Genomic DNA, 19,504 nt, shown 5'->3' on the forward strand with positions numbered 1-19,504 from the left:
CCGCCGTCAGGGCAGTACGCCGGTGTGGCCGGGAAGGATGCACAGACATGGACCCCTTCTTCAAATGGCCGCTCTTGACCCTGTAGCGACCTCACGACAGGGCCCTCCTCCCGACCGCGGTCTCCCGGATGATCGTGGAATCGAGCTCGGCCGAGTGTCACACTTGGCACCACCCGGGGCTAGATCACTCAGGGGCGCAGATGAGTCGTGACTCAGGTGCGCCACGCCGATCACACAACCGCCGGCCTCGCCACCGGTCCCGTCCCACACCGCCGCTCGATGGGAGGCCCACGCATGCTCGAGCCCGCCGGACTCACCACCGCCGAGGAGTCGGCCTACCTTGGGCTGCTGCGGCAGGGCAGCGCCACCGTGGATCAGCTGGCCAGACGCACCGGACGGCCCACCACGCAGATCAGCCGGGCGGTGGCCGGCCTGCACCGCAAAGGAATGGTGCACCGCACGCCACCGCCGCACGGCCTGGTCGTGCCGGTTCCGCCAGACGAGGCGATCGAGCAGTTGATCCAGCGCCAGCACGCCGAGCTGGACCGGGTCCGCGAGGCGGCGCACGCGCTGGCGGCCCAGACCCGCGACCGTACCGCCGGACGGCGTACCGGTGAACTCATCGAGATCGTCCAAGGGCAAGCAAGCGTGCAGCGTGCCTTCGACCGGGTACAGCGTGTCGCGAAGGCAACGATGCGGATGCTGGTCGCGCCGCCGTACGCCGCGGCCGAGCAGGTCAACCGCGTACAGATGGAGCGCGGGCGGGAAATCACCTACCGCGTCGTCTACACCATCGACGCGCTCGCCGATCCGGCCACCCTGGCGGCGGCCGGGGAGCACGTCCGCAATGGCGAGATAGCGCGCCTCGCGCCCAGCGTGCCGACAAAGCTCGCCGCCGCAGATCGCACGCTGGCCCTGCTCCCTCTGGTATTGACGGATGCGGCGCAGGATGCGGCGGTGCTCGTCCACCCGTGCGCGCTGCTCGACGCGCTCGTCGCACTCTTCGAGGGCGTGTGGTCGACAGCGAGTCCCCTGGGCCTGTCGGGCGCCGGTGAGGTTACCGCGCGGGGCGAGATCTCGGATGAGGACCGCAAGTTGCTGTCGCTGCTGGTTGCCGGGATGACCGACGAGACGGCGGGTGCGCGCCTCGGGATGAGCCGGCGCACCGTCGTTCGCCGGGTGCAGCACCTGATGGAGACGGCGGGGGCTCAGTCGCGCCTGCAGTTGGGCTGGCGTGCCCGGGAGCGTGGCTGGCTGCCCGAGGCGTGAGTGTCGTGCGGTGACTCCACCGTCCGGCTGTTGGACTCCAGTAGCCGGCGCTCAAGCACTACCGGGGTGGCCCGGCTCCCGCCATGGAGTCGGCGCCGATGGATCAGTGGACCCCGGACGAGGTCGACGCGCACGTGCAGTTCATGCGCGACTTCGCGGCTCGGCTGGAGGAGACGGGCGAGTTCGTCGACACCCAGGCGTTGGCGTCCGGCGGCGCGTTCGTGCGATACGGCGGCGAGGGGCGGCCACCGGTGACCGACGGGCCGTTCGTCGAGACCAAGGACCTGATCGCCGGGTGGTACATCATCGACGTGGAGTCGTGGGACCGGGCGGTTCAGCTGGCGGGAGAGCTGTCGGCGGCTCCCGGGCCCGGTGGTAAGCCGATCTACGAATGGTTGGAGGTTCGGCCGTTTCTGGGCGGGTCGCCCACGGTCACCGAGTGAACGCGGCGCTGCTGCGGGACCTCGTACCGGCGGTGATCGGTGTCCTCGTCCGGCGGGGAGCCGACTTCGCGTCGGCTGAGGATGCCGTGCAGGATGCCCTGGTCGAAGCCGTGCGTGTGTGGCCGGATGATCCGCCGCGGGACCTCAGGGGCTGGTTGGTCACTGTGGCCTGGCGCAAGTTCCTCGATGCGGCCCGTGCCGATGCCTCCCGGCGGCGGCGTGAGGTACGCGTCGAGGTCGAGCCGATGCCCGGACCGGTCGAGGCGGTGGACGACACGCTCCGGCTGTATTTTCTGTGCGCGCACCCCTCCTTGACACCGGCGTCGGCCGTCGCGCTCACGCTGCGTGCGGTTGGCGGTCTGACCACGCGGCAGATCGCGCAGGCGTACCTTGTGCCGGAGGCGACCATGGCCCAGCGGATCAGCAGGGCCAAGCGGACCGTCTCCGGTGTTCGGTTCGACCAGCCCGGTGACGTCGCCACGGTGCTGCGGGTGCTCTACCTGGTCTTCAACGAGGGCTACTCCGGCGATGTCGACCTCGCCGGAGAGGCGATCCGGCTCGCCCGTCAACTGGCGGCCAGGACCAGCCATGAGGAGGTCGCGGGCCTGTTGGCGCTCATGCTGCTCCACCACGCGCGGCGCTCGGCGCGGATCCGTACGGACGGCCGTCTCGTGCCCCTCGGCGAGCAGGACCGCAGCCTGTGGGACACCCGCCTGATCGCCGAGGGCGTCGAGGTGCTTCAGGCGGCCCTCGGCCGTGACCGGTTGGGCGAGTTTCAGGCGCAGGCCGCCATCGCCGCGCTGCACGCCGACGCACGCACGGCTGAGGAGATCGACTGGGTGCAGATCGTCGAGTGGTACGACGAGCTGCTGCGGTTCACCGACAATCCGGTGGCTCGGCTCAATCGCGCCGTCGCGGTCGGTGAGGCCGACGGGGCGCGGGCCGGACTGGCCGCCCTGGCGGAGCTTGATTCCTCCCTCCCCCGGCTATGCCGCCGCCGCGGCGTACCTGCACGAGCGGGACGGTGACGCGGTCACCGCGGCGCGGCTCTACGCCGAAGCTGCCCGGTCAGCGCCCAATCTCGCCGAACGGGACCACCTCACGCGGCAGGCCGCACGGCTCAACGCGCGGTTGCGCAGTCGGGCGGCGGGCGGGAGTGAGTGAGGATCTGGCTTGCGGGCCGCGAAGCGGATCCGGCCAGGGGCCGGGAACGCCGACGGGGCGGCGTACGCCGACATGGTGTCGGGGTACGCCGCCCGTGGGCGGGACGAGCTGCGGGACGCGGCCCGCGCTGTCGCGGGGTTACTTCGGGTCGCGGTTGAACGTGGAGGTCGACCAGAAGTAGCCGAGTACTGCCAGAGCCAGGCACCAGGCGACCGCGAGCCACCCGTTGTGGCCGATCTCGCTGCCGAGCAGCAGGCCGCGCAGGGTCTCGATGGAGGGCGTGAACGGCTGGTACTCGGCGATCGGCCGGAGCCAGCCGGGCATGGCGTCGACCGGGACGAAGGCGCTGGACAGGAGCGGCAGCAGGATCAGCGGCATCGCGTTGTTGCTGGCGGCCTCGGCGTTGGGGCTGACCAGACCCATGCCGACCGCGATCCAGGTGAGGGCCGTGGCGAAGAGCGCGAGCAGCCCGAGTGCCGCGAGCCATTCCAGGACGCTGGCGTCCGTGGAGCGGAAGCCGATGGCCACGGCGACGGCGCCGACGAGGACCACGCTCATGACCGACTGCAGCACGCTGCCGACGACGTGCCCGACGAGCACCGAACCGCGGTGGATCGCCATGGTGCGGAAGCGGGCGATGATGCCTTCGGTCATGTCGTTGGAGACGGACACCGCGGTGCCGATCACGGTGCTGCCGATGGTCATCAGCAGGAGGCCCGGGACGATGTACGCGATGTAGTCGGAGCGGTCCGCGCCGCCGCCGTTGATGCCTGAGCCCATCGTGTCGCCGAAGACGTAGACGAAGAGCAACAGCAGCATGATCGGGGTGAGCAGCAGGTTGAGGGTGAGGGACGGGTAGCGCCGGGCGTGCAGGATGTTGCGGCGCAGCATCGTGGACGAGTCGCGTACGGCGAGGGTGAGGGTGCTCATCGGACGGTCTCCTTGGGCTGGTGGGGGATGTTGGTGCCGCCGGTCAGGGCGAAGAACACGTCGTCGAGGTCGGGGGTGTGCACGGTCAGCTCGTCGGTCTCGATGGCGGCCGAGTCCAGCCGGTCGAGGATGGAGCGGAGTTCGCGCTGGCTGCCGTCGCTGGGGATCTGCAGCGCGAGGGACTCGTCGTCGCGGGTGGCGTCGTGCAGCGCGAGGGCGGCGGACTGGTACGAGGCCGGGTCGGTGAAGCGGAGCCGGACGTGCCCGCCGGGGATGAGCCGTTTGAGCTCCTTGGCGGTGCCCTCGGCGGCGATCTTTCCGTCGTTGAGCACGGCGATGCGGTCGGCGAGTTCGTCGGCCTCTTCCAGGTACTGGGTGGTGAGGAAGACGGTGACGCCGTCGGAGACGAGTTCGCGGATGATCTGCCACATGTTGTGGCGACTGCGGGGGTCGAGGCCGGTGGTGGGCTCGTCGAGGAAGATGATCCGTGGGTTGCCGACCAGGGTCATGGCGAGGTCGAGGCGGCGCTTCATGCCGCCGGAGTAGGTGGAGGCGGGCTTCTTCGCGGCGTCGGCGAGGTCGAAGCGTTCCAACAGCTCTGCGGCGGCGCGGTGGCCTTCGCGCTTGGGCAGGTGGTGCAGGTCGCTCATGAGGAGCATGTTCTCCTCGCCGGTGATCAGATTGTCGACGGCGGAGAACTGGCCGGTGACGCCGATCGCGGCGCGGACCGCCTGGGGGTCGGTGGCGCGATCGTGGCCGCCGACGCGGATGGCGCCGGAGGCCGGGTCGGGGGAAATGAGGGTGGAGAGGATCTTGACGGCGGTGGTCTTGCCGGCGCCGTTCGGGCCGAGCAGGGAGAAGATCGTTCCTTCGGGGACGGTCAGGTCGACGCCGTCGAGGACGACCTTGTCGCCGTAGGACTTGCGTAGGCCGTGCGCCGCGATCGCCAGGTTGGTCATGGTGGGTGCTCCTCAGAGGCTGCGGGCGACGATGTCGCCGTGGGTGGTGGTCGCGTGGATGGTCAGGTCGGCGGTGCCCTCGGTGTTCCGGAGGGAGTTGTGGATCCGGCCGAGGGTGGTGCCGGCGTCGAGGGAGGCGGAAACGCCGTGGGCGGCGTCGACCGACAGGTTGCCGGCCTGGGTACGCAGCACGACGGTGCCGCGTACGGCCTCGGTGATCCGGATGTCGCCCTTGACGGTGCTGATCTCCCCCGGCCCGGTGAGGCGGCCGACCGAGACGTCACCGGCGGCGGTGGTGAGGCGGACGCTGGCGGCCTCGTCGATCTTGATCGCGGCGTGCGCGCCGTCGAAGGCGACGTCACCGAACCGTCCGACGGCCCGGAATTCCGCGCTGGCCGCCTTCGCCGTGACCCGGGAGTCGGCGGGCAGTTGGACCGTCACCTCGATGGATCCGGAGTGGCCGAGGATCTGGTTCTTCGCCGAGGCGGTGATCCGCAGGACGCCGTCGCTGTATTCGACCTTGGTCTGCTCCGCCACCTTGACGTCGCGGCTCTTCGAGGCGTCCGCGGGCAGGACCTCGACCGTGGTGTCGGCCCGGTCGGCGGCGATGAACTGGACGCGCCCCGCGGGGATGTCGAGGACGGTGGCGATCGGGGTGGGGGTGTCGAACTTCTGCATCGTGCTCTCCTCCTGCGCTTGTTTCTGACACCGGAAACGCTACGTTGCGTTCAAGGATCAGGCAACATGATCGTTGCGCGCAATCGGCGTATGAGCAGGTGGCAGCCCCATTTTCGTTGCAACAGTTCTGAATCTAACGCAACGTTGCTCGCCCTCAGCGTTGCATTGAAGTGGGAGTGAACGCTATGCTGGCGGTGTCAGGGAAGCGTGAAGGGAGATCGCGATGCCGGGAGGCAGGCTCAGCCAGCACGAACGTCAGCAGATCGCGTTGGGGCTGGCCGACGGGCTCGCGTACGCCGAGATCGCCCGGCGTCTGGACCGTCCCACCTCGACGATCACGCGGGAGGTGATGCGCAACGGCGGCCCCACCGCGTACCGCGCCGATCTGGCCCACCGCGCCACCGAACGCCGCGCGCACCGGCGCAGGCAGGCCGCTCCCCCAGGGCCGCAGGCACCCTCGCAGGCGCACGGACGCGACGCCGAGGCCGTACGCGAGTACGAGGAGATGTTCACCACCCTGCTCATGCAGCAGGGCCTGCCCAAGATGATGTCCCGGGTGTTGACCTGCCTCTACACCGCCGACGCGGGCAGCCTCACCGCGTCCGAACTCGTCCAGCGCGTCCAGGTCAGCCCGGCGTCGATCTCCAAGGCGATCACGTTCCTCGAGAGTCAGGGCCTCATCCGCCGGGAACGCGATGACCGCCGCCGGGAGCGTTACGTCGTCGACGACGACGTCTTCTACCAGGGCACGATCGCCGGCGCCCGAGCCAACGCCCAGCTCGCCGAGGTCGCACGGCAGGGCGTCAGCGTCCTCGGCCCCGACACCCCGGCCGCCGCGCGCCTGGAGAGCATCGCCCGCTTCGTCGACTTCATCGCCGAGAGCATCAGCCGCGCCGCGGAGCAGGCCCGGGAGATCCTCTACACGAAACCCCCGGCGGCCTCGGGCGACACCGCCGCGCCGGGTTCAGGTCGCGAATAGACAGCCGCGCCGGTCCGGGGTACTCCCCCGGGCCGGCGCGGATGAGACAGCTTGGTCAGGCGCCGACGTAGGCCGCGAGGTGCTGGCCGGTGAGGGTGGAGCGGGCGGCGACGAGGTCGGCGGGGGTGCCCTCGAAGACGATCCGGCCGCCGTCGTGGCCGGCACCGGGGCCAAGGTCGATGATCCAGTCGGCGTGCGCCATGACCGCCTGGTGGTGCTCGACGACGATGACCGACTTGCCGGAGTCGACGAGCCGGTCGAGCAGGCCGAGCAGGTGCTCGACGTCGGCGAGGTGCAGGCCGGTGGTCGGCTCGTCCAGGACGTAGACGCCGCCCTTCTCGGCCATGTGGGTGGCCAGCTTGAGCCGCTGCCGCTCGCCGCCGGACAGGGTGGTGAGCGGCTGGCCGAGGCTGAGATAGCCGAGGCCGACGTCGGCGAGGCGTTCGAGGATGGCGTGCGCGGCGGGGGTGCGCGCCTCGCTGGAGCCGAAGAACAACTCGGCCTCGGTCACCGACATGGCGAGCACCTCGCTGATGTCGCGGCCGCCGAGGTGGTATTCCAGTACCGAGGCCTGGAACCGCTTGCCTTCGCACTCTTCGCAGGTGGTGGCGACGCCGGCCATCATCGCCAGGTCGGTGTAGATGACGCCGGCGCCGTTGCAGGTGGGGCAGGCGCCCTCGGAGTTGGCGCTGAACAGCGCGGGTTTCACGCCGTTGGCCTTCGCGAAGGCCTTGCGGATCGGGTCCAGCAGTCCGGTGTACGTCGCCGGGTTGCTCCGCCGCGAGCCGCGGATCGCGCCCTGGTCGACCGAGACGACGCCCTCGCCGGCGGGGATCGAGCCGTGCACGAGGGAGCTCTTGCCGGAGCCCGCCACGCCGGTGACCACGCAGAGCACCCCGAGTGGAATGTCGACGTCGACGTCGCGCAGGTTGTGGGCGGTCGCGCCGCGGATCTCCAGCGTGCCGGTGGGCTTTCGTACGGTGTCCTTGAGGGCGACCCGGTCGTCGAGGTGGCGGCCGGTGACGGTGTCGCTGGCGCGCAGTCCGTCGATGGTGCCCTCGAAGCAGATGGTGCCGCCCGCCGTGCCGGCGCCGGGGCCGAGGTCGACGACGTGGTCGGCGATCGCGATCGCCTCCGGCTTGTGTTCCACGACCAGGACCGTGTTGCCCTTGTCGCGCAACCGCAGCAGCAGGTCGTTCATCCGCTGGATGTCGTGGGGGTGCAGGCCGATGGTGGGCTCGTCGAAGACGTAGGTGACGTCGGTCAGTGAGGAGCCGAGGTGGCGGATCATCTTGGTGCGCTGCGCCTCGCCACCGGACAGGGTGCCCGACGGCCGGTCGAGCGAGAGGTAGCCCAGCCCGATCTCGACGAACGAGTCGAGGGTGTGGCGCAGCGCGGCGAGCAGCGGCGCCACCGACGGTTCGTTGAGGCTGCTGACCCAGTCGGCGAGGTCGCTGATCTGCATCGCGCAGGCGTCGGCGATGTTGATTCCGTCGATCGTCGAGGAGCGCGCCGCCGCACTGAGGCGGGTGCCGTCGCACTCGGGGCAGGTGGTGAAGGTGACGGCCCGCTCGACGAACGCCCGGATGTGTGGCTGCAGCGCTTCCTTGTCCTTGGACAGGAACGACTTCTGAATCTTGGGGATCAGTCCTTCGTAGGTGAGGTTGACGCCGTCGACCTTCACCTTCACCGGGTCCTTGTGGAGGAAGTCGTGGAGTTCCTTGCTGGTGTAGTCGCGGATCGGCTTGTTCGGGTCGACGAAACCCGACTCGGCGTAGACCCGGACGGTCCAGAAGCTGTCCGACTTCCAGCCGGGGATGGTGAAGGCGCCCTCGGCGAGGGACTTGGAGTCGTCGTAGAGCTGGGTGAGGTCGATGTCGGAGACCGAGCCGCGCCCTTCGCAGCGCGGACACATGCCGCCGGTGATGGTGAAGGTGCGGCGTTCCTTCACGGTCCGCCCGGCGCGTTCCATGCTGACCGCGCCCGCCCCGCTGATGGAGGCGACATTGAAGGAGAAGGCCTGCGGTGAGCCGATGTGCGGCTTGCCGAGCCGGCTGAACAGGATGCGCAGCATCGCGTTGGCGTCGGTGGCGGTGCCGACGGTGGAGCGGACGTCGCCTCCCATCCGCTGCTGGTCGACGATGATGGCGGTCGTCAGACCGTCGAGCACGTCGACCTCGGGCCGCGCCAGCGTCGGCATGAAGCCCTGCAAAAAGGCGCTGTAGGTTTCGTTGATCATCCGCTGCGACTCGGCGGCGATCGTGCTGAACACCAGGGAGCTCTTGCCGGAGCCGGAGACGCCGGTGAACACCGTCAGCCTGCGCTTCGGGATCTCGATGCTGACGTCCTTGAGGTTGTTCACGCGCGCGCCGTGCACCCGGATCAGGTCGTGGCTGTCGGCGATGTGCGGCGCGGACGACCGCGTGTCCGTCCTCGTGGCCTTGCTCATCGTGTCTCCATCTGTCGGGGCGGGGCCTGCTGGGGGTCTCCGTCGGCGTCGCCGCGGGAACCACGGTATCCATGCGGCCCGTGCTGGCCCTGTGGTCCCGGCCACCCGGCGCGTCGTCGCGGGGGTCAGACCAACCAGCGGCCGTCACGCATCAGCTCACGGCCGGGCATCTCGTTCACCTCGCGCCACGCCTGGATGCGGCGTGGCGAGATCCGGAACCAGCGGTACGACGTGGTCAGCGCGCACGGGTCGAAACCGGTGTGCGCGGCGAACCGGTCAGCTCGCTCCCGCGGCAGCGTGTCGATCTCGAGGACCTCGACGTCGCCCTCGATCATCGACACGTCGCGGGTGTCGCCCAGGGCCAGCCGGGCACTCCGGGTGGCCGCCAGGTTCCGGCCGGTCGGGCTGTCGGCCGCCGTGGCCAGGAGCAGGGTCTCGCCGTCCCAGTGGAAGGACAGCGGCACCAGGTGGGGCGCGCCGTCGGCCGAGGCGCTGGCCACCCAGACGTCGATGTCGTGGCTGAGCCGGTGTTCGGTGTCGCGATGACGCTGGGCGCGAGGGCGGGGGTCAGCGCTTCGGGGCGGCTCGACGGCGGTGCCGTCGGTGTGGGTGATGGCTGGGGTGACCACGGCTCAGCGCAACTCCTGGATGCGGATCATGTTGCCCGCCGGGTCGCGCAAGGCGCAGTCGCGGACGCCGTACGGCTGCTCGGTCGGCTCCTGGACGACCTCGGCGCCGCTGCCCTCCAGCTTGGCGAAGGTGCCGTCGAGGTCGGTGGTGGCCAGGTTGACGCCGAAGAAGCTGCCCTTGGCCATCATCTCGAGGATGGTGCGGCGCTCGTCGTCGGTGAGGCCGGGGCTGGCGGTCGGCGGGTGCAGGACGATGGAGGTGTCGGGCTGCCCGGCGGGGCCGACCGTGATCCAGCGCATGCCCTGGTATCCGACGTCGTTGCGGATCTCGAACCCGAGGATGTCGCGGTAGAAGGCCAGGGAGGCGTCCGGGTCGGTGTGCGGAAGGAAGCTCGAGTGAATGGTGATGTCCATGGCGGTCACGCTAGTTGCGGCTGGGTGGCCCGCGCTTCTCGATTCCTGATCGGTCTGGTCACCTGTTTGGCCACGCACGCGGGCATCCCGGCCGTCGCGGCCGCCGCCTCGTCCCGGTAGACGCTGGGCGGCACGCCGACGAGTTCGGTGAAGCGGGTGCTGAAGGTGCCCAGCGACGAGCAGCCGACCGTGAAACAGACATCCGTGACAGTGAGGTCGCCGCGGCGCAGAAGCGCCATGGCGCGTTCGATGCGCCGGGTCATCAGATAGGCGTACGGCGACTCGCCGTACGCGAGCCGGAACTGGCGGCTGAGGTGCCCGGAGGACATGTTCACGCCGCGGGCGAGCGCCTCGACGTCCAGCGGCTGGGCGTACTCCCGGTCGATCCGGTCGCGGACGCGGCGCAGGCGTGCGAGGTCGCGCAGGTGCTGCGTCTCATCAGGTCTGCTGGTCACGTACGTGATCGTGCCACGTCGTGCCGACATCGCCCAGCAGGACGGCGGGGTCCGGGCCGCCTCGGACCCGGACCCCCGTGTCATCCGGTCAGAGCCATGGCACCTGCGGCGATGGGTAGAAGTCGACCTCCTGCAGGCGCCACCGGGGTGCCTGTTCCCCCAGCCGGGTCCGGAACGACTCCCAGTCGTGGCTGGCCGCCGTCGACCAGCCCAGTTCGGCGATCGCGGGCAGGCGCGGGAAGGCCATGTACTCGATGTCGTCCAGGCTGCGCAGCGTCTCGGACCACAGCGGCGCCTCGACGCCGAGGACCGCGTTCTCGCCGACGCCGGTCACCCGGGTGGCCGGGTCCCAGCCGTACGCGTCGGACACCTCGATGAGGCCGGCCCACCGCAGCCCCAGGCGGGTGTTGGCGTCGTACTTCATGTCCAGGTATGCCTTGTTGGCCGGTGACATGATCACCTTGTTGCCCCGGGCGGCGGCCTCGACCAGGTCGGCGTTGGTGGTGCCGGTGCCCCAGAACTGCGCCACGACGTCGGTGGGCGGGTCGACCTGCACGACCTCGTTCCAACCCGAGGCGCGCTTGCCGTACTTCGACACCAGCGGCAGGACCCGTTGCATGAACGTGCGGTAGTCCTCGTCCGTGGTGGCGTGCGCCTCGTCGCCGCCGATGTGCAGGTAGGGCCCGGGGGTGATCGCGGCGAGTTCGCGGATGACGTCCTCGACGAACCGGTAGGTCAGGTCGTCACCGATGCACAGCGAGCTGTAGCCGACGGCCGTGTCGGTGCGCGGGGCCGGTGCGACGCCGTCGCAGTTGAGCTCGGGGTAGGTCGACTGGGCGGCGTTGGTGTGCCCGGGCATGTCGATCTCGGGAACGATGGTGATGTGTCGGGCGGCGGCGTAGGCGACGACGGCCTTGTAGTCGGCCTTGGTGAGGAACCCGGGCCCGACGCCGTCGACTCCGGTGCCGGGGCCGCCGCCGACGGTGGTGAGCCGGGGCCAGGAGTCGATCTGGATCCGCCAGCCCTGGTCGTCGGTCAGGTGCAGGTGCAGGTAGTTGATTTTGTACTGACTGAGCAGGTCCACGTACTCGGTGATCTCGTCGACGGTGTGGAAGTGCCGAGCCAGGTCGAGCATCGCCCCGCGGTACGCGAAGCGCGGGTAGTCCACGATTCGTCCGCCGGGCACGGTCCAGGTGACCCGTTGCCGGTTGGACGCCTCGATCTCGGCGGGTAGCAGTTGGCGCAGGGTCTGCGTGCCGGCGTACAGCCCGGCCGGGGTGTTGGCCCGGATCGTCACGCCGTGGCGGGTGACGTCGAGCTGGTAGCCCTCCTGGCCGACGCGCCCGTCCGCTCCCCCGATGACCAGGGCGATCTCGGGCAGCGGCGTCGAGCGCACGGGCAGCACCGGCAGGGGGTAGCCGGTCGCGGGGCGCAGCGTGTCGGCGAGTTGCCGCCCCACCTGCCAGGCGGCGGCCGAGCCGGGTGAGGTGCGGATGACCGTCAGGGGGCTCAGGCGGAATGTGCCCCGGGCGTCGGGGTGGGTCTCGACGGGCGCGGGGACCACGTCGTCCAGGTGGCGGGCCGGGGCGGTCGGCGCGGCGACGGCCGGGGCTCCGGGCAGGATGAACGGCAGTCCGAGTGCGGCTATGACCAGCAGCCGCGTCATGGTGGGTCGGCGACGCACGGATACCTCCAGGCCTTCGTCGTGATCGGCGGTCATCGATCAGACCCGCACGCTACCCGCGCCGCACCTGGACTGTAAACCTTCCTTATCGTCCGGGCCGGTCCAGCCGCAACCCGGCGCGGCCCTGTCGCTGTCCCCACCCGGGCCGTCCGGCGGGGAATTCCGAGGTGGGCCGGGAGGTTCTCCGGTGGGAAGATCAGGTTCACTCGATCGGATGGAAGTGTCATGCAGGTGCGCTCAGACGCGGTGGTGCTGTTCGGCGTCACGGGAGACCTCGTCTCGAAGAAGCTCTTCCCGGCGCTGTACGACCTGACCCGGCGCGACCGCCTCGATGTCCCGGTGATCGGCGTGGCACGCTCCCCCTGGGATGATCAGCAACTCGTCACCACCGCCCGCAAGTCGATCGCCGAGGCCAACGACGAGATCGACGACGAGGCCTTCGACGCGCTGGCGCGGAACCTCTCGATGATCTCCGGCGACTACGCGGACCCGGTGACGTACCAACGGCTGGCCGAGCGCCTGCGGGGCGCCGAGCGTCCGATCTTCTACCTGGCGATCCCCCCGGCGGTGTTCGGCTCGGTGGTCGAAGGCCTGGCCGCGGCCGGGCTGGCCGAGCGGGGCCGGGTGATCGTGGAGAAGCCGTTCGGGCGTGACCTGGCGTCCTCGCACGAGTTGGACCGCACGCTGCGCGCGGCGTTCGACCCCGAGCGAGTGTTCCGCATCGACCACTACCTCGGCAAGGAAGCCGTCGAGGGCCTCTACGCCTTCCGGTTCGCCAACCGGCTGTTCGAGCCGCTGTGGAACAGCGAGCACATCGACAACATCCAGGTGACGCTCGCGGAGGGTTTCGGCACCCAGGGCCGTGCCGGCTTCTACGACACGGTGGGCGCCACCCGCGACGTGCTCCAGAACCACATCCTGCAGGTCGTCGCGCTGATCGGCATGGAACCGCCGGTCGCCGACACCACCGACGCGTTCCGCGAGGCGGAGGTCGCCGTGCTGCGGCAGATCGAGCCGCTGTCGCCGGAGTCCACCGTGCGGGGGCAGTACGCCGGCTACCGGGACGAGCCGGGCGTGCGGCCGGACTCGAACACGGAGACGTTCGTGGCGACCCGGTTGACGGTCAACTCCCGCCGCTGGGCGGGTGTGCCCATCTACCTGCGCACCGGCAAGTCGCTGCCGGGGACGGCGACCGAGGTGGTGGTCGAGTTCAAGCAGCCGCAGCGCTCCCTCGTGCGCGCCGAGGGCGGCGCCGGGGCCGCCGCGAACCTGCTGCGGTTCCGGCTCGGCCGCGGCGACGGCATCACGATGTCGATCCAGGCGAAGAGCCCCGGCGCCGAGGTGGCGAGCCGTCCGGTGGACCTGTCCGTGGACTTCGGCGCGGCCCTCGGGCACCGCCAGGAGGCGTACGAGCGGCTGCTCGACGACGCGATGGACGGGCAGCATCTGCGCTTCGCCCGCGAGGAGACGATCCAGCAGGAATGGCGCATCGTCGAGCCGATCCTGGACCTGGCGGCGCCGGTGCAGACGTACGACAAGGGCACCTGGGGTCCCGCGGACGCCGACGCCCTCGCTGGCGGCTGGCACGCCCCGCAGCTGCGGTGATGGTGGAGGACAGGGCGCGCGCACTCTTGACGGCCCGGGCGGCGGCTGCGGCGCAGGCCGGCTGCCGGTGGGTCACCGCCGAGACGGGCAAGCCAGCGCCCGGCTCGTCCAACCCGTCGCTGAACAACATGCTCCGGGTAGGCCTCACGCCCCTGTACGAGCGGCGCAACTGGATCTGGCGGGCGGACCCGGCCAGCTAGCAGCGTGCAGGGCTGCCCGACGAGGCACTAGGCCAGTGTCGCCGCGATGTCGGCACAACTCTGGAGTGCCCCCGACGCCCGCTCGGCCTCATCCGTGCTCAGCTCGACGCGGTCGATGCGGGTGAGCATCTGCGCAGCCGTCGCCGGCTCGTGCAGCACCACCGCCACTTCGGCGCGATAGGCGAGAGCCTCCACCAGCGCGACCGGGTCGTCCCCCGTTTCGAAACGGGCCAGAGCACTGTCGAGGATCCGGGCGGCTTGCGGGAAGTCACCCTTGGAATCCCCCTGCACGACAGCGTTCGCCAGAGCTTTGTCGAGCCGTCCAGTCGGCCCGGGCGCCGGTGTGGGGCTGACAGCCGCGTTCTGAACGACGCGGATCCAGTTGCCTCCCGGGTCGATGACGCTGAACCCGCTGAGCCCGTCATAGTTCTTCCGTGCCCGGGGCCTGGTCATTCGCGGTGTCCCGGAGATCAGCACCTTTCCGTACGCGGCCCGCATTCCCGCAGCGAACGCCTGATACAGCTCACCAGTGTCCGACGTCAGCACCAGGCACGAGCCGTAGGACTGCTCCGGATCGAACCCCGGCATCTCGAAAAAGTGCAGATGCAGGTCCGCACGCCGCAGCGCCACGTACGGGTTGGGCTTACGTTGCCGATGCGTGGTCCGGAAACCGAGCACCTGGTAGAACGCGACGATGTCGTCGATGGACGCGCAGGGCAGCAGCGGAACGGTCACCTCGTTGGCCATCCGTTCTTCGTAGCCGCTGCCGCGCAGCCGCCGCACATGGATTTGGCCGATCGTCGTCCGGGGTCGACCAGAAGGCGGAGGTAGCGAGGGGCGCCGGCGCCGGTGCAGACGTACGACAAGGGCAGTTGGGGTCCCGCGAACGCCGACGCCCTCGCCGGCGGCTGGCACGCCCCGGATGACGATCGGACGCCTGGCGGGCTGACTGACCGCTCAGCTCACCGTACCGACCGTCCGGCGCTGGTGAGGTTTGCTCCTGCCCTGCGGTGTGGGGAAGTGATGAGCAGGTTTCTCGCCCGCTTCGGAGAGGAAGCAGCTCATGCTTTCCGCACTCGATCGTCGGCACACCGTCGCGCCGCCCGGGTACAGCCGGTGGCTCATACCCCCCGCGGCGTTGGCCATCCACCTCTGCATCGGCCAGGTCTACGCGACCAGCGTCTACAAGAACTCGCTGATCGCCCACTTCGACACCAGCCAGACCGCGATCGGGGTGATCTTCAGCATCGCGATCGTCATGCTGGGGTTGTCCGCCGCGGTCGCCGGGACATGGGTGGAGGCGAACGGGCCGCGTAAGGCGATGTTCGTCTCCGCCTGCTTCTGGGCGGCGGGCTTCCTGGTGGGCTCACTGGGCATCGCCACGAAGCAACTGTGGCTGCTGTACCTGGGCTACGGCCTGCTCGGCGGCATCGGCCTGGGGATCGGGTACATCTCCCCCGTCTCCACGTTGATCAAGTGGTTCCCGGACCGCCCCGGGTTGGCGACCGGCCTGGCGATCATGGGCTTCGGTGGTGGGGCGATGGTGGCCTCTCCCCTGTCCCGGCAGTTGCTGTCGTTCTACGACCCGGGTTACGACCCGGCCAACGCGGGATCGACGGCGTCGGGCAGCGCCCTGGTGTGGCTGTTCGTGACGCTCGGCCTGGGCTATTTCGTGATCATGATGTTCGGGGTGGCGAACGTGCGGGTGCCGGCACCGGACTGGCGCCCGGCCGGCTTCGACCCGGCGACGGTGGCGTCCAAGCCGCTGGTCACCACGGCGAACGTGTCGGCGGCCAACTCGGTCAAGACCCGGTCGTTCTGGCTGCTGTGGGTGGCGCTGTTCTGCAACGTGACGGCGGGCATCGGAATCCTGGAACAGGCCAGCCCGATGATCCAGGACTTCTTCCGCGACAACGGCACGTCGGCGGTGTCGGTGGCGGCGGCCGGCGGGTTCGTCGGCCTGCTGTCGCTGTTCAACATGGCCGGCCGGTTCGCCTGGTCGTCCACCTCGGACGTGATCGGCCGCAAGCCGATCTACATGGTGTATTTGGGCGTCGGGATGGTGCTGTACGCGCTGCTGGCCCTGATCGGGCAGACGGCCACGGCGCTGTTCGTGCTGCTGGCCTGCGTGATCCTGTCGTTCTACGGCGGCGGGTTCTCCACGGTGCCGGCGTACCTGCGGGACCTGTTCGGCACGTACCAGGTGGGCGCGATCCACGGTCGGCTGCTGACCGCCTGGTCGGCGGCGGGGATCGCGGGCCCGCTGATCGTCAACGGGTTCCTCGACGCGCAGGGCGAGCCGGGCACCCTGACGGCGTCGGCGTACCGGCCGGCGCTGTTCACGATGGTCGGCGTGCTGGCGGTGGGCTTCGTGGCGAATCTGCTGATCCGGCCGGTGCCGGAACGGTTCCACGAGCCGCCCACCGACCGGGACGGCGCCGAGGACACGGCGCCGGTGGCGGCGGAGAGGAGTGGCACCCGATGAGCGAGAACGGACGGCCCGGGCAGCAGGCCCGGTTGTGGATCTCCTGGTTGGTGGTGGCGGCGCTGCTCGGCTACGGGGTGGCGCAGACGGTGATCACGGCGGCGAAGCTGTTCACCCACTGATCCGGGTGTGGGTGCCGCATCCGCGCGGCACCCACACCGGTCGGTCACAGACCGCCGGAGACGCGCAGCACCGTGCCGGTGGCGTACGAGGCGTCCGGACCGAGCAGCCAGGCGATGGCGGCCGCGACCTCGTCGGGCTCGCCGGCGCGGCCGAGCGGGATACGACCGACGGCGGTGTCGGCGCGGTCGGGTACGCCGGAGTCGGCGTGGATGTCGGTGCGCACGATGCCGGGGGCGACCGCGTTGACTCGGATGCCGCGCGGGGCGAGTTCCTTGGCCAGGCCGATGGTGAGGGTGTCGGTGGCGGCCTTGACGGCGGCGTAGTGCACGTACTCCCCGGGGCTGCCGAGGGTGGCGGCGGCGGACGAGACGTTGACGATGGCGCCGCCGTCGGCCAGCCGGCGGGCGGCCTGTTGGGCGCAGAGGACGTAGCCGACGAGGTTGACGTCGACGACCCGGCGCAGGTCTTCGACACGCAGCTCGGTGAAGGGCCCGATGGGGCTGGTGACGCCCGCGTTGTTGACCAGGCCGGTGAGCGGGCCGAGCTGCGCGGCGGCGTCGAACAGGGCGTCGACCTGGTCCGGGTCGGTGGTGTCGGCGCGTACCGCGGTGGCCCGCACGCCGGTGGCCCGCAGGTCGGCCAGCACGGCGTCGGCGGCGGCGTGGTCGCGGCGGTAGCACAGGGCGATGTGGTGGCCTGCCGCGGCGAGACGGCGGGCGGTGGCCGCGCCGATGCCGCGACCACCACCGGTGATGACGGTGACAGGTGCCACGGTGCCCCCCGAGTTTCTGACGGCTGCGTGCCGGCCCCGCCGACGCTACCGTGACCGCGCGGACCGGTCGTCGAGAGGAGAGTCACATGGAGCGCGCGTTGGTGCTCGGCGGTGGTGGGGTCACGGGCGTGGCCTGGGAGCTGGGGCTGCTGGCGGGGCTCGCCGAGCGGGGCGTCCCGGTGACCGAGGCGGACCTGGTGGTGGGCACATCGGCGGGCTCGGTCGTCGGGGCGCAGATGTGCTCGGGGGTGCCGCTGGAGCAACTGTACGAGGCGCAGTTGGCGCCGCCGTCGGGCGAGCTGACGGCGCGGCTGGGCTTGGCGGTGCTGGCGCGGATGGTGTGGGCGGGTGCCCGGACCCGCGACGCGGTGCGGGCGCGGGCGCGCATCGGTGCGATGGCGGTGGCGGCGCGTACCCCGTCGGAGGCGTCCCGCCGCGCCGTCATCGAGGCCCGCCTGCCGACGGCTGAGTGGCCGCAACGGCGGCTGCTGGTGACCGCGGTGGACGCGTCCTCGGGTGAGTTCGTGGTGTTCGACGGCGACAGCTCCGTGTCCCTGGTGGACGCGGTGGGTGCCAGTTGCGCGGTGCCCGGCGTGTGGCCGCCGGTGACGATCGGCGCGCGCCGCTACGTCGACGGCGGGATGCGCTCGACGGTGAACGCCGACCTGGCCGCGGATGCCCGACGGGTGCTGGTGATCGCGCCGACGTCGGGGGCGTTCGGGCCGATGCCGCGGCTGTCGGCGCAGGTGGCCGGGTTGCGGGCGGCCGGGTCGCGGGTGGTGGTGGTGACGCCGGACGCGTCGGCGCGCAAGGCCATCGGCCGCAACGTGCTGGATCCGGCGCGACGGGCGGGATCCGCGCGGGCCGGACGGGCGCAGGCCGCGGTGGTGGCGGACGAGGTGGCGGCCCTCTGGGTGTGATCGCTTACGCTCACCGCCTGTCTGGTCCGACAACGGAGGTGCGCGGTGGCGGGTGTGGGTGTCGGCGACGTCGTGGAGGACTTCGAGCTGCCCGATGAGACGGGCACGCCCCGGCGGCTGTCGGAGTTCCTGACGGCGGGGCCGGTGGTGCTGTTCTTCTACCCGGCGGCGATGACCCGGGGCTGCACGGCCGAGAGCTGCCACTTCCGGGACCTGGCGGCGGAGTTCGCGGCGGTCGGCGCCACGCGGGTGGGCATCAGCCGCGACAGCGTGGCCAGGCAGGCGGAGTTCTCCACGCTGCACGGCTTCGACTATCCCCTGCTGTCGGACGAGGACGGGACGGTGGCGCAGCGGTTCGGGGTGCGCCGGCGGCTGCCGTTGGGGCCGCTGAGCACGAAGCGGATGACGTTCGTGATCGGCGCGGACCGGCGGGTGATCGAGGTGATCCACAGCGAGGTCAGCATGAACGACCACGCCGACCGGGCGCTGCGGGCGTTGGGCGGCTGAGCGGGTGTGAGCCCCGTGCGGTGGGTGTCGCAGTCGGCTGGTATCAAGACAGCAATCAAACAGGTGTACGGAAGAGGGTTGTGATGGATGCCGGCCAGGGTTTGTCCACTGACGAGGTGCAGAGCCTGCGGGATGCGTTGGCGGCGGGCCGCCGGCCCCGGGTGGTGTTCACCGCATCGGCGGGGCAGATCGCCGGTCAGATCGGCCAGGTGGTCGAGCTGACCGATCCCGAGGTGTCCGACGAGTTCGTGGTGGTGCGTTTCGGCCGCGACGAGTTGCCGTTCTCCCCCGCGGATCTCGCGGTCGCGCCGAAGGGCGCCGGGCGTCGGGTCGCCGAGCCGAAGCCGGAGCCGCCGGCGCAGGAGCAGCCGGCCGCGGTGGTGGAGCCGGAGTTCGTGTTGGACACGCCGCGGGTGCCGACGCCGCGGCGGGAGGAGCCGAAGGTGGAGCAGGTGGAGAAGGCGCCGGCGCGGCGGGCGGTCAAGGCCGTGAAGCCGAAGGGCCCCGCGGGCCTGACGGTGACGTTGGCGTACGCCGAGGGTGAGTGGACGGTCGCCGCGCAGCAGGGCAGCAAGGCCCTGGCCAAGCCGTACGTGGTGAAGCCGGCCGAGGCGTTGAAGATGGTGGCGCTGGTCGACGTGCCGGGTGTGCAGGAGGCGGTGGAGCAGATCCTCGGCACCGAGCGGGCTGAGGCGGAGCAGCAGGCGGAGAAGCTGCGCGCCGAGCTGGCCGAGATCGAGGCGCGGCTGGCGGAGCTGCGCGAGGCCCGCTGACGGCTCCGGCGGGGGGGGGGGGGGGGGGGCTGGGGGCGGCCCCCCGGAGGTGAGAGGAGCCCTGAG

20 protein-coding genes and 1 pseudogene are annotated in these 19,504 nt (G+C 70.8%); 11 read left to right on the plus strand and 10 right to left on the minus strand.

Annotated elements, in window-relative coordinates:
* The first annotated feature begins 294 nt into the window (after positions 1-294).
* The 3 genes and pseudogenes from ACWD6N_RS30205 to ACWD6N_RS30215 all read left to right on the plus strand — a co-directional run bounded on the left by ACWD6N_RS30205 (position 295) and on the right by ACWD6N_RS30215 (position 2,876).
* Positions 295-1,269: a helix-turn-helix domain-containing protein gene (locus ACWD6N_RS30205; protein WP_450005581.1), complete on the plus strand. Its 975-nt coding sequence runs from the start codon at positions 295-297 to the stop codon at positions 1,267-1,269.
* Between the two features lie 83 nt (positions 1,270-1,352).
* A complete protein-coding gene (locus ACWD6N_RS30210) occupies positions 1,353-1,712 on the plus strand; it encodes a YciI family protein (RefSeq protein ID WP_354965147.1) in 360 nt (119 codons plus the stop codon).
* A pseudogene (locus ACWD6N_RS30215) lies at positions 1,709-2,876 on the plus strand (RNA polymerase sigma factor). Before ACWD6N_RS30210 ends, ACWD6N_RS30215 begins: the two are co-directional and overlap by 4 nt.
* 138 nt (positions 2,877-3,014) lie before the next feature.
* Here ACWD6N_RS30215 and ACWD6N_RS30220 read toward each other — a convergent pair.
* From ACWD6N_RS30220 to ACWD6N_RS30230, 3 genes are read right to left on the minus strand one after another with little or no spacing between them, the layout of a single operon-like run.
* Complete coding sequence (locus ACWD6N_RS30220; protein WP_354965148.1) at positions 3,015-3,806, minus strand: ABC transporter permease; 792 nt, start codon at positions 3,804-3,806, stop codon at positions 3,015-3,017.
* On the minus strand, positions 3,803-4,765 hold the full coding sequence (locus tag ACWD6N_RS30225) for an ATP-binding cassette domain-containing protein (protein ID WP_450005583.1): 963 nt from the start codon (positions 4,763-4,765) through the stop codon (positions 3,803-3,805). Before ACWD6N_RS30225 ends, ACWD6N_RS30220 begins: the two co-directional genes overlap by 4 nt.
* A 12-nt stretch (positions 4,766-4,777) precedes the next feature.
* The gene (locus ACWD6N_RS30230) at positions 4,778-5,443 is read right to left on the minus strand and encodes a DUF4097 family beta strand repeat-containing protein (RefSeq protein ID WP_387322552.1); all 666 of its coding nucleotides are present in this window, start codon (positions 5,441-5,443) and stop codon (positions 4,778-4,780) included.
* 223 nt (positions 5,444-5,666) lie between these two features.
* Between ACWD6N_RS30230 and ACWD6N_RS30235 the strand changes: the two genes are divergently transcribed.
* Positions 5,667-6,422, plus strand: a complete 756-nt coding sequence (locus tag ACWD6N_RS30235; protein ID WP_387322554.1) for a helix-turn-helix domain-containing protein — start codon at positions 5,667-5,669, stop codon at positions 6,420-6,422.
* A 55-nt stretch (positions 6,423-6,477) separates the two neighbouring features.
* On the opposite strand, the gene ACWD6N_RS30240 is transcribed toward ACWD6N_RS30235, so the two are convergent.
* The 5 genes from ACWD6N_RS30240 to ACWD6N_RS30260 form a co-directional block, all read right to left on the minus strand.
* A complete protein-coding gene (locus ACWD6N_RS30240; protein ID WP_354965152.1) occupies positions 6,478-8,871 on the minus strand; it encodes an excinuclease ABC subunit UvrA in 2,394 nt (797 codons plus the stop codon).
* A 125-nt stretch (positions 8,872-8,996) separates the two neighbouring features.
* A complete protein-coding gene (locus ACWD6N_RS30245; RefSeq protein WP_387322556.1) occupies positions 8,997-9,500 on the minus strand; it encodes a pyridoxamine 5'-phosphate oxidase family protein in 504 nt (167 codons plus the stop codon).
* Positions 9,501-9,503: 3 nt separating this feature from the next.
* Complete coding sequence (locus ACWD6N_RS30250) at positions 9,504-9,914, minus strand: VOC family protein (protein WP_387322558.1); 411 nt, start codon at positions 9,912-9,914, stop codon at positions 9,504-9,506.
* Positions 9,915-9,919: 5 nt separating this feature from the next.
* A complete protein-coding gene (locus ACWD6N_RS30255) occupies positions 9,920-10,369 on the minus strand; it encodes a helix-turn-helix transcriptional regulator (protein ID WP_354965155.1) in 450 nt (149 codons plus the stop codon).
* Positions 10,370-10,457: 88 nt separating this feature from the next.
* Entirely contained in the window at positions 10,458-12,089 is a 1,632-nt protein-coding gene (locus tag ACWD6N_RS30260; RefSeq protein WP_387322560.1) for a beta-N-acetylhexosaminidase, read from the minus strand.
* A 189-nt stretch (positions 12,090-12,278) separates the two neighbouring features.
* On the opposite strand from ACWD6N_RS30260, the gene zwf reads away from it, so the two are divergent.
* Together zwf and ACWD6N_RS30270 are read left to right on the plus strand one after the other, a co-directional pair.
* Positions 12,279-13,658 carry a glucose-6-phosphate dehydrogenase gene (gene zwf / locus ACWD6N_RS30265; protein WP_450005585.1) on the plus strand — a complete coding sequence of 460 codons (1,380 nt, stop codon included), beginning with the start codon at positions 12,279-12,281 and terminating at the stop codon, positions 13,656-13,658.
* On the plus strand, positions 13,658-13,858 hold the full coding sequence (locus ACWD6N_RS30270) for a hypothetical protein (protein WP_354965158.1): 201 nt from the start codon (positions 13,658-13,660) through the stop codon (positions 13,856-13,858). Before zwf ends, ACWD6N_RS30270 begins: the two co-directional genes overlap by 1 nt.
* Before the next feature lie 27 nt (positions 13,859-13,885).
* Here ACWD6N_RS30270 and ACWD6N_RS30275 read toward each other — a convergent pair whose 3' ends face one another.
* Positions 13,886-14,605: a VOC family protein gene (locus ACWD6N_RS30275; RefSeq protein ID WP_387322563.1), complete on the minus strand. Its 720-nt coding sequence runs from the start codon at positions 14,603-14,605 to the stop codon at positions 13,886-13,888.
* Between the two features lie 316 nt (positions 14,606-14,921).
* On the opposite strand from ACWD6N_RS30275, the gene ACWD6N_RS30280 reads away from it, so the two are divergent.
* Both ACWD6N_RS30280 and ACWD6N_RS30285 read left to right on the plus strand, forming a co-directional pair.
* Entirely contained in the window at positions 14,922-16,343 is a 1,422-nt protein-coding gene (locus tag ACWD6N_RS30280) for an OFA family MFS transporter (protein ID WP_354965160.1), read from the plus strand.
* The gene (locus ACWD6N_RS30285) at positions 16,340-16,465 is read left to right on the plus strand and encodes an MFS transporter small subunit (RefSeq protein WP_269458402.1); all 126 of its coding nucleotides are present in this window, start codon (positions 16,340-16,342) and stop codon (positions 16,463-16,465) included. Before ACWD6N_RS30280 ends, ACWD6N_RS30285 begins: the two co-directional genes overlap by 4 nt.
* A gap of 44 nt (positions 16,466-16,509) precedes the next feature.
* Here the strand turns inward: ACWD6N_RS30285 and ACWD6N_RS30290 are convergent, their stop codons facing one another.
* A complete protein-coding gene (locus ACWD6N_RS30290) occupies positions 16,510-17,238 on the minus strand; it encodes an SDR family oxidoreductase (RefSeq protein ID WP_354965161.1) in 729 nt (242 codons plus the stop codon).
* 86 nt (positions 17,239-17,324) lie between these two features.
* Between ACWD6N_RS30290 and ACWD6N_RS30295 the strand changes: the two genes are divergently transcribed.
* The 3 genes from ACWD6N_RS30295 to ACWD6N_RS30305 all read left to right on the plus strand — a co-directional run bounded on the left by ACWD6N_RS30295 (position 17,325) and on the right by ACWD6N_RS30305 (position 19,438).
* Positions 17,325-18,158 carry a patatin-like phospholipase family protein gene (locus ACWD6N_RS30295; RefSeq protein ID WP_387322565.1) on the plus strand — a complete coding sequence of 278 codons (834 nt, stop codon included), beginning with the start codon at positions 17,325-17,327 and terminating at the stop codon, positions 18,156-18,158.
* Between the two features lie 45 nt (positions 18,159-18,203).
* Positions 18,204-18,665, plus strand: coding sequence for a peroxiredoxin (locus ACWD6N_RS30300; protein ID WP_354965163.1), 462 nt, complete (start codon positions 18,204-18,206; stop codon positions 18,663-18,665).
* 83 nt (positions 18,666-18,748) lie between these two features.
* Positions 18,749-19,438, plus strand: a complete 690-nt coding sequence (locus ACWD6N_RS30305; RefSeq protein WP_354965164.1) for a hypothetical protein — start codon at positions 18,749-18,751, stop codon at positions 19,436-19,438.
* The last annotated feature ends 66 nt before the right edge of the window (positions 19,439-19,504 follow it).

This window comes from Micromonospora sp. NPDC005163, from assembly GCF_053599835.1.

What these genes read in the sequence shown, in the direction of transcription:
- ACWD6N_RS30250 (WP_387322558.1), bottom strand. Translation starts at nt 9,914, where the DNA reads ATGGACATCACCATTCACTCGAGCTTCCTTCCGCACACCGACCCGGAC.
- ACWD6N_RS30210 (WP_354965147.1), top strand. Translation starts at nt 1,353, where the DNA reads ATGGAGTCGGCGCCGATGGATCAGTGGACCCCGGACGAGGTCGACGCG.
- ACWD6N_RS30275 (WP_387322563.1), bottom strand. Translation starts at nt 14,605, where the DNA reads ATGGCCAACGAGGTGACCGTTCCGCTGCTGCCCTGCGCGTCCATCGAC.
- ACWD6N_RS30305 (WP_354965164.1), top strand. Translation starts at nt 18,749, where the DNA reads ATGGATGCCGGCCAGGGTTTGTCCACTGACGAGGTGCAGAGCCTGCGG.
- ACWD6N_RS30285 (WP_269458402.1), top strand. Translation starts at nt 16,340, where the DNA reads ATGAGCGAGAACGGACGGCCCGGGCAGCAGGCCCGGTTGTGGATCTCC.
- ACWD6N_RS30260 (WP_387322560.1), bottom strand. Translation starts at nt 12,089, where the DNA reads ATGACCGCCGATCACGACGAAGGCCTGGAGGTATCCGTGCGTCGCCGA.
- ACWD6N_RS30280 (WP_354965160.1), top strand. Translation starts at nt 14,922, where the DNA reads ATGCTTTCCGCACTCGATCGTCGGCACACCGTCGCGCCGCCCGGGTAC.
- ACWD6N_RS30240 (WP_354965152.1), bottom strand. Translation starts at nt 8,871, where the DNA reads ATGAGCAAGGCCACGAGGACGGACACGCGGTCGTCCGCGCCGCACATC.
- zwf (WP_450005585.1), top strand. Translation starts at nt 12,279, where the DNA reads ATGCAGGTGCGCTCAGACGCGGTGGTGCTGTTCGGCGTCACGGGAGAC.
- ACWD6N_RS30295 (WP_387322565.1), top strand. Translation starts at nt 17,325, where the DNA reads ATGGAGCGCGCGTTGGTGCTCGGCGGTGGTGGGGTCACGGGCGTGGCC.
- ACWD6N_RS30205 (WP_450005581.1), top strand. Translation starts at nt 295, where the DNA reads ATGCTCGAGCCCGCCGGACTCACCACCGCCGAGGAGTCGGCCTACCTT.
- ACWD6N_RS30230 (WP_387322552.1), bottom strand. Translation starts at nt 5,443, where the DNA reads ATGCAGAAGTTCGACACCCCCACCCCGATCGCCACCGTCCTCGACATC.
- ACWD6N_RS30220 (WP_354965148.1), bottom strand. Translation starts at nt 3,806, where the DNA reads ATGAGCACCCTCACCCTCGCCGTACGCGACTCGTCCACGATGCTGCGC.
- ACWD6N_RS30235 (WP_387322554.1), top strand. Translation starts at nt 5,667, where the DNA reads ATGCCGGGAGGCAGGCTCAGCCAGCACGAACGTCAGCAGATCGCGTTG.
- ACWD6N_RS30270 (WP_354965158.1), top strand. Translation starts at nt 13,658, where the DNA reads ATGGTGGAGGACAGGGCGCGCGCACTCTTGACGGCCCGGGCGGCGGCT.
- ACWD6N_RS30225 (WP_450005583.1), bottom strand. Translation starts at nt 4,765, where the DNA reads ATGACCAACCTGGCGATCGCGGCGCACGGCCTACGCAAGTCCTACGGC.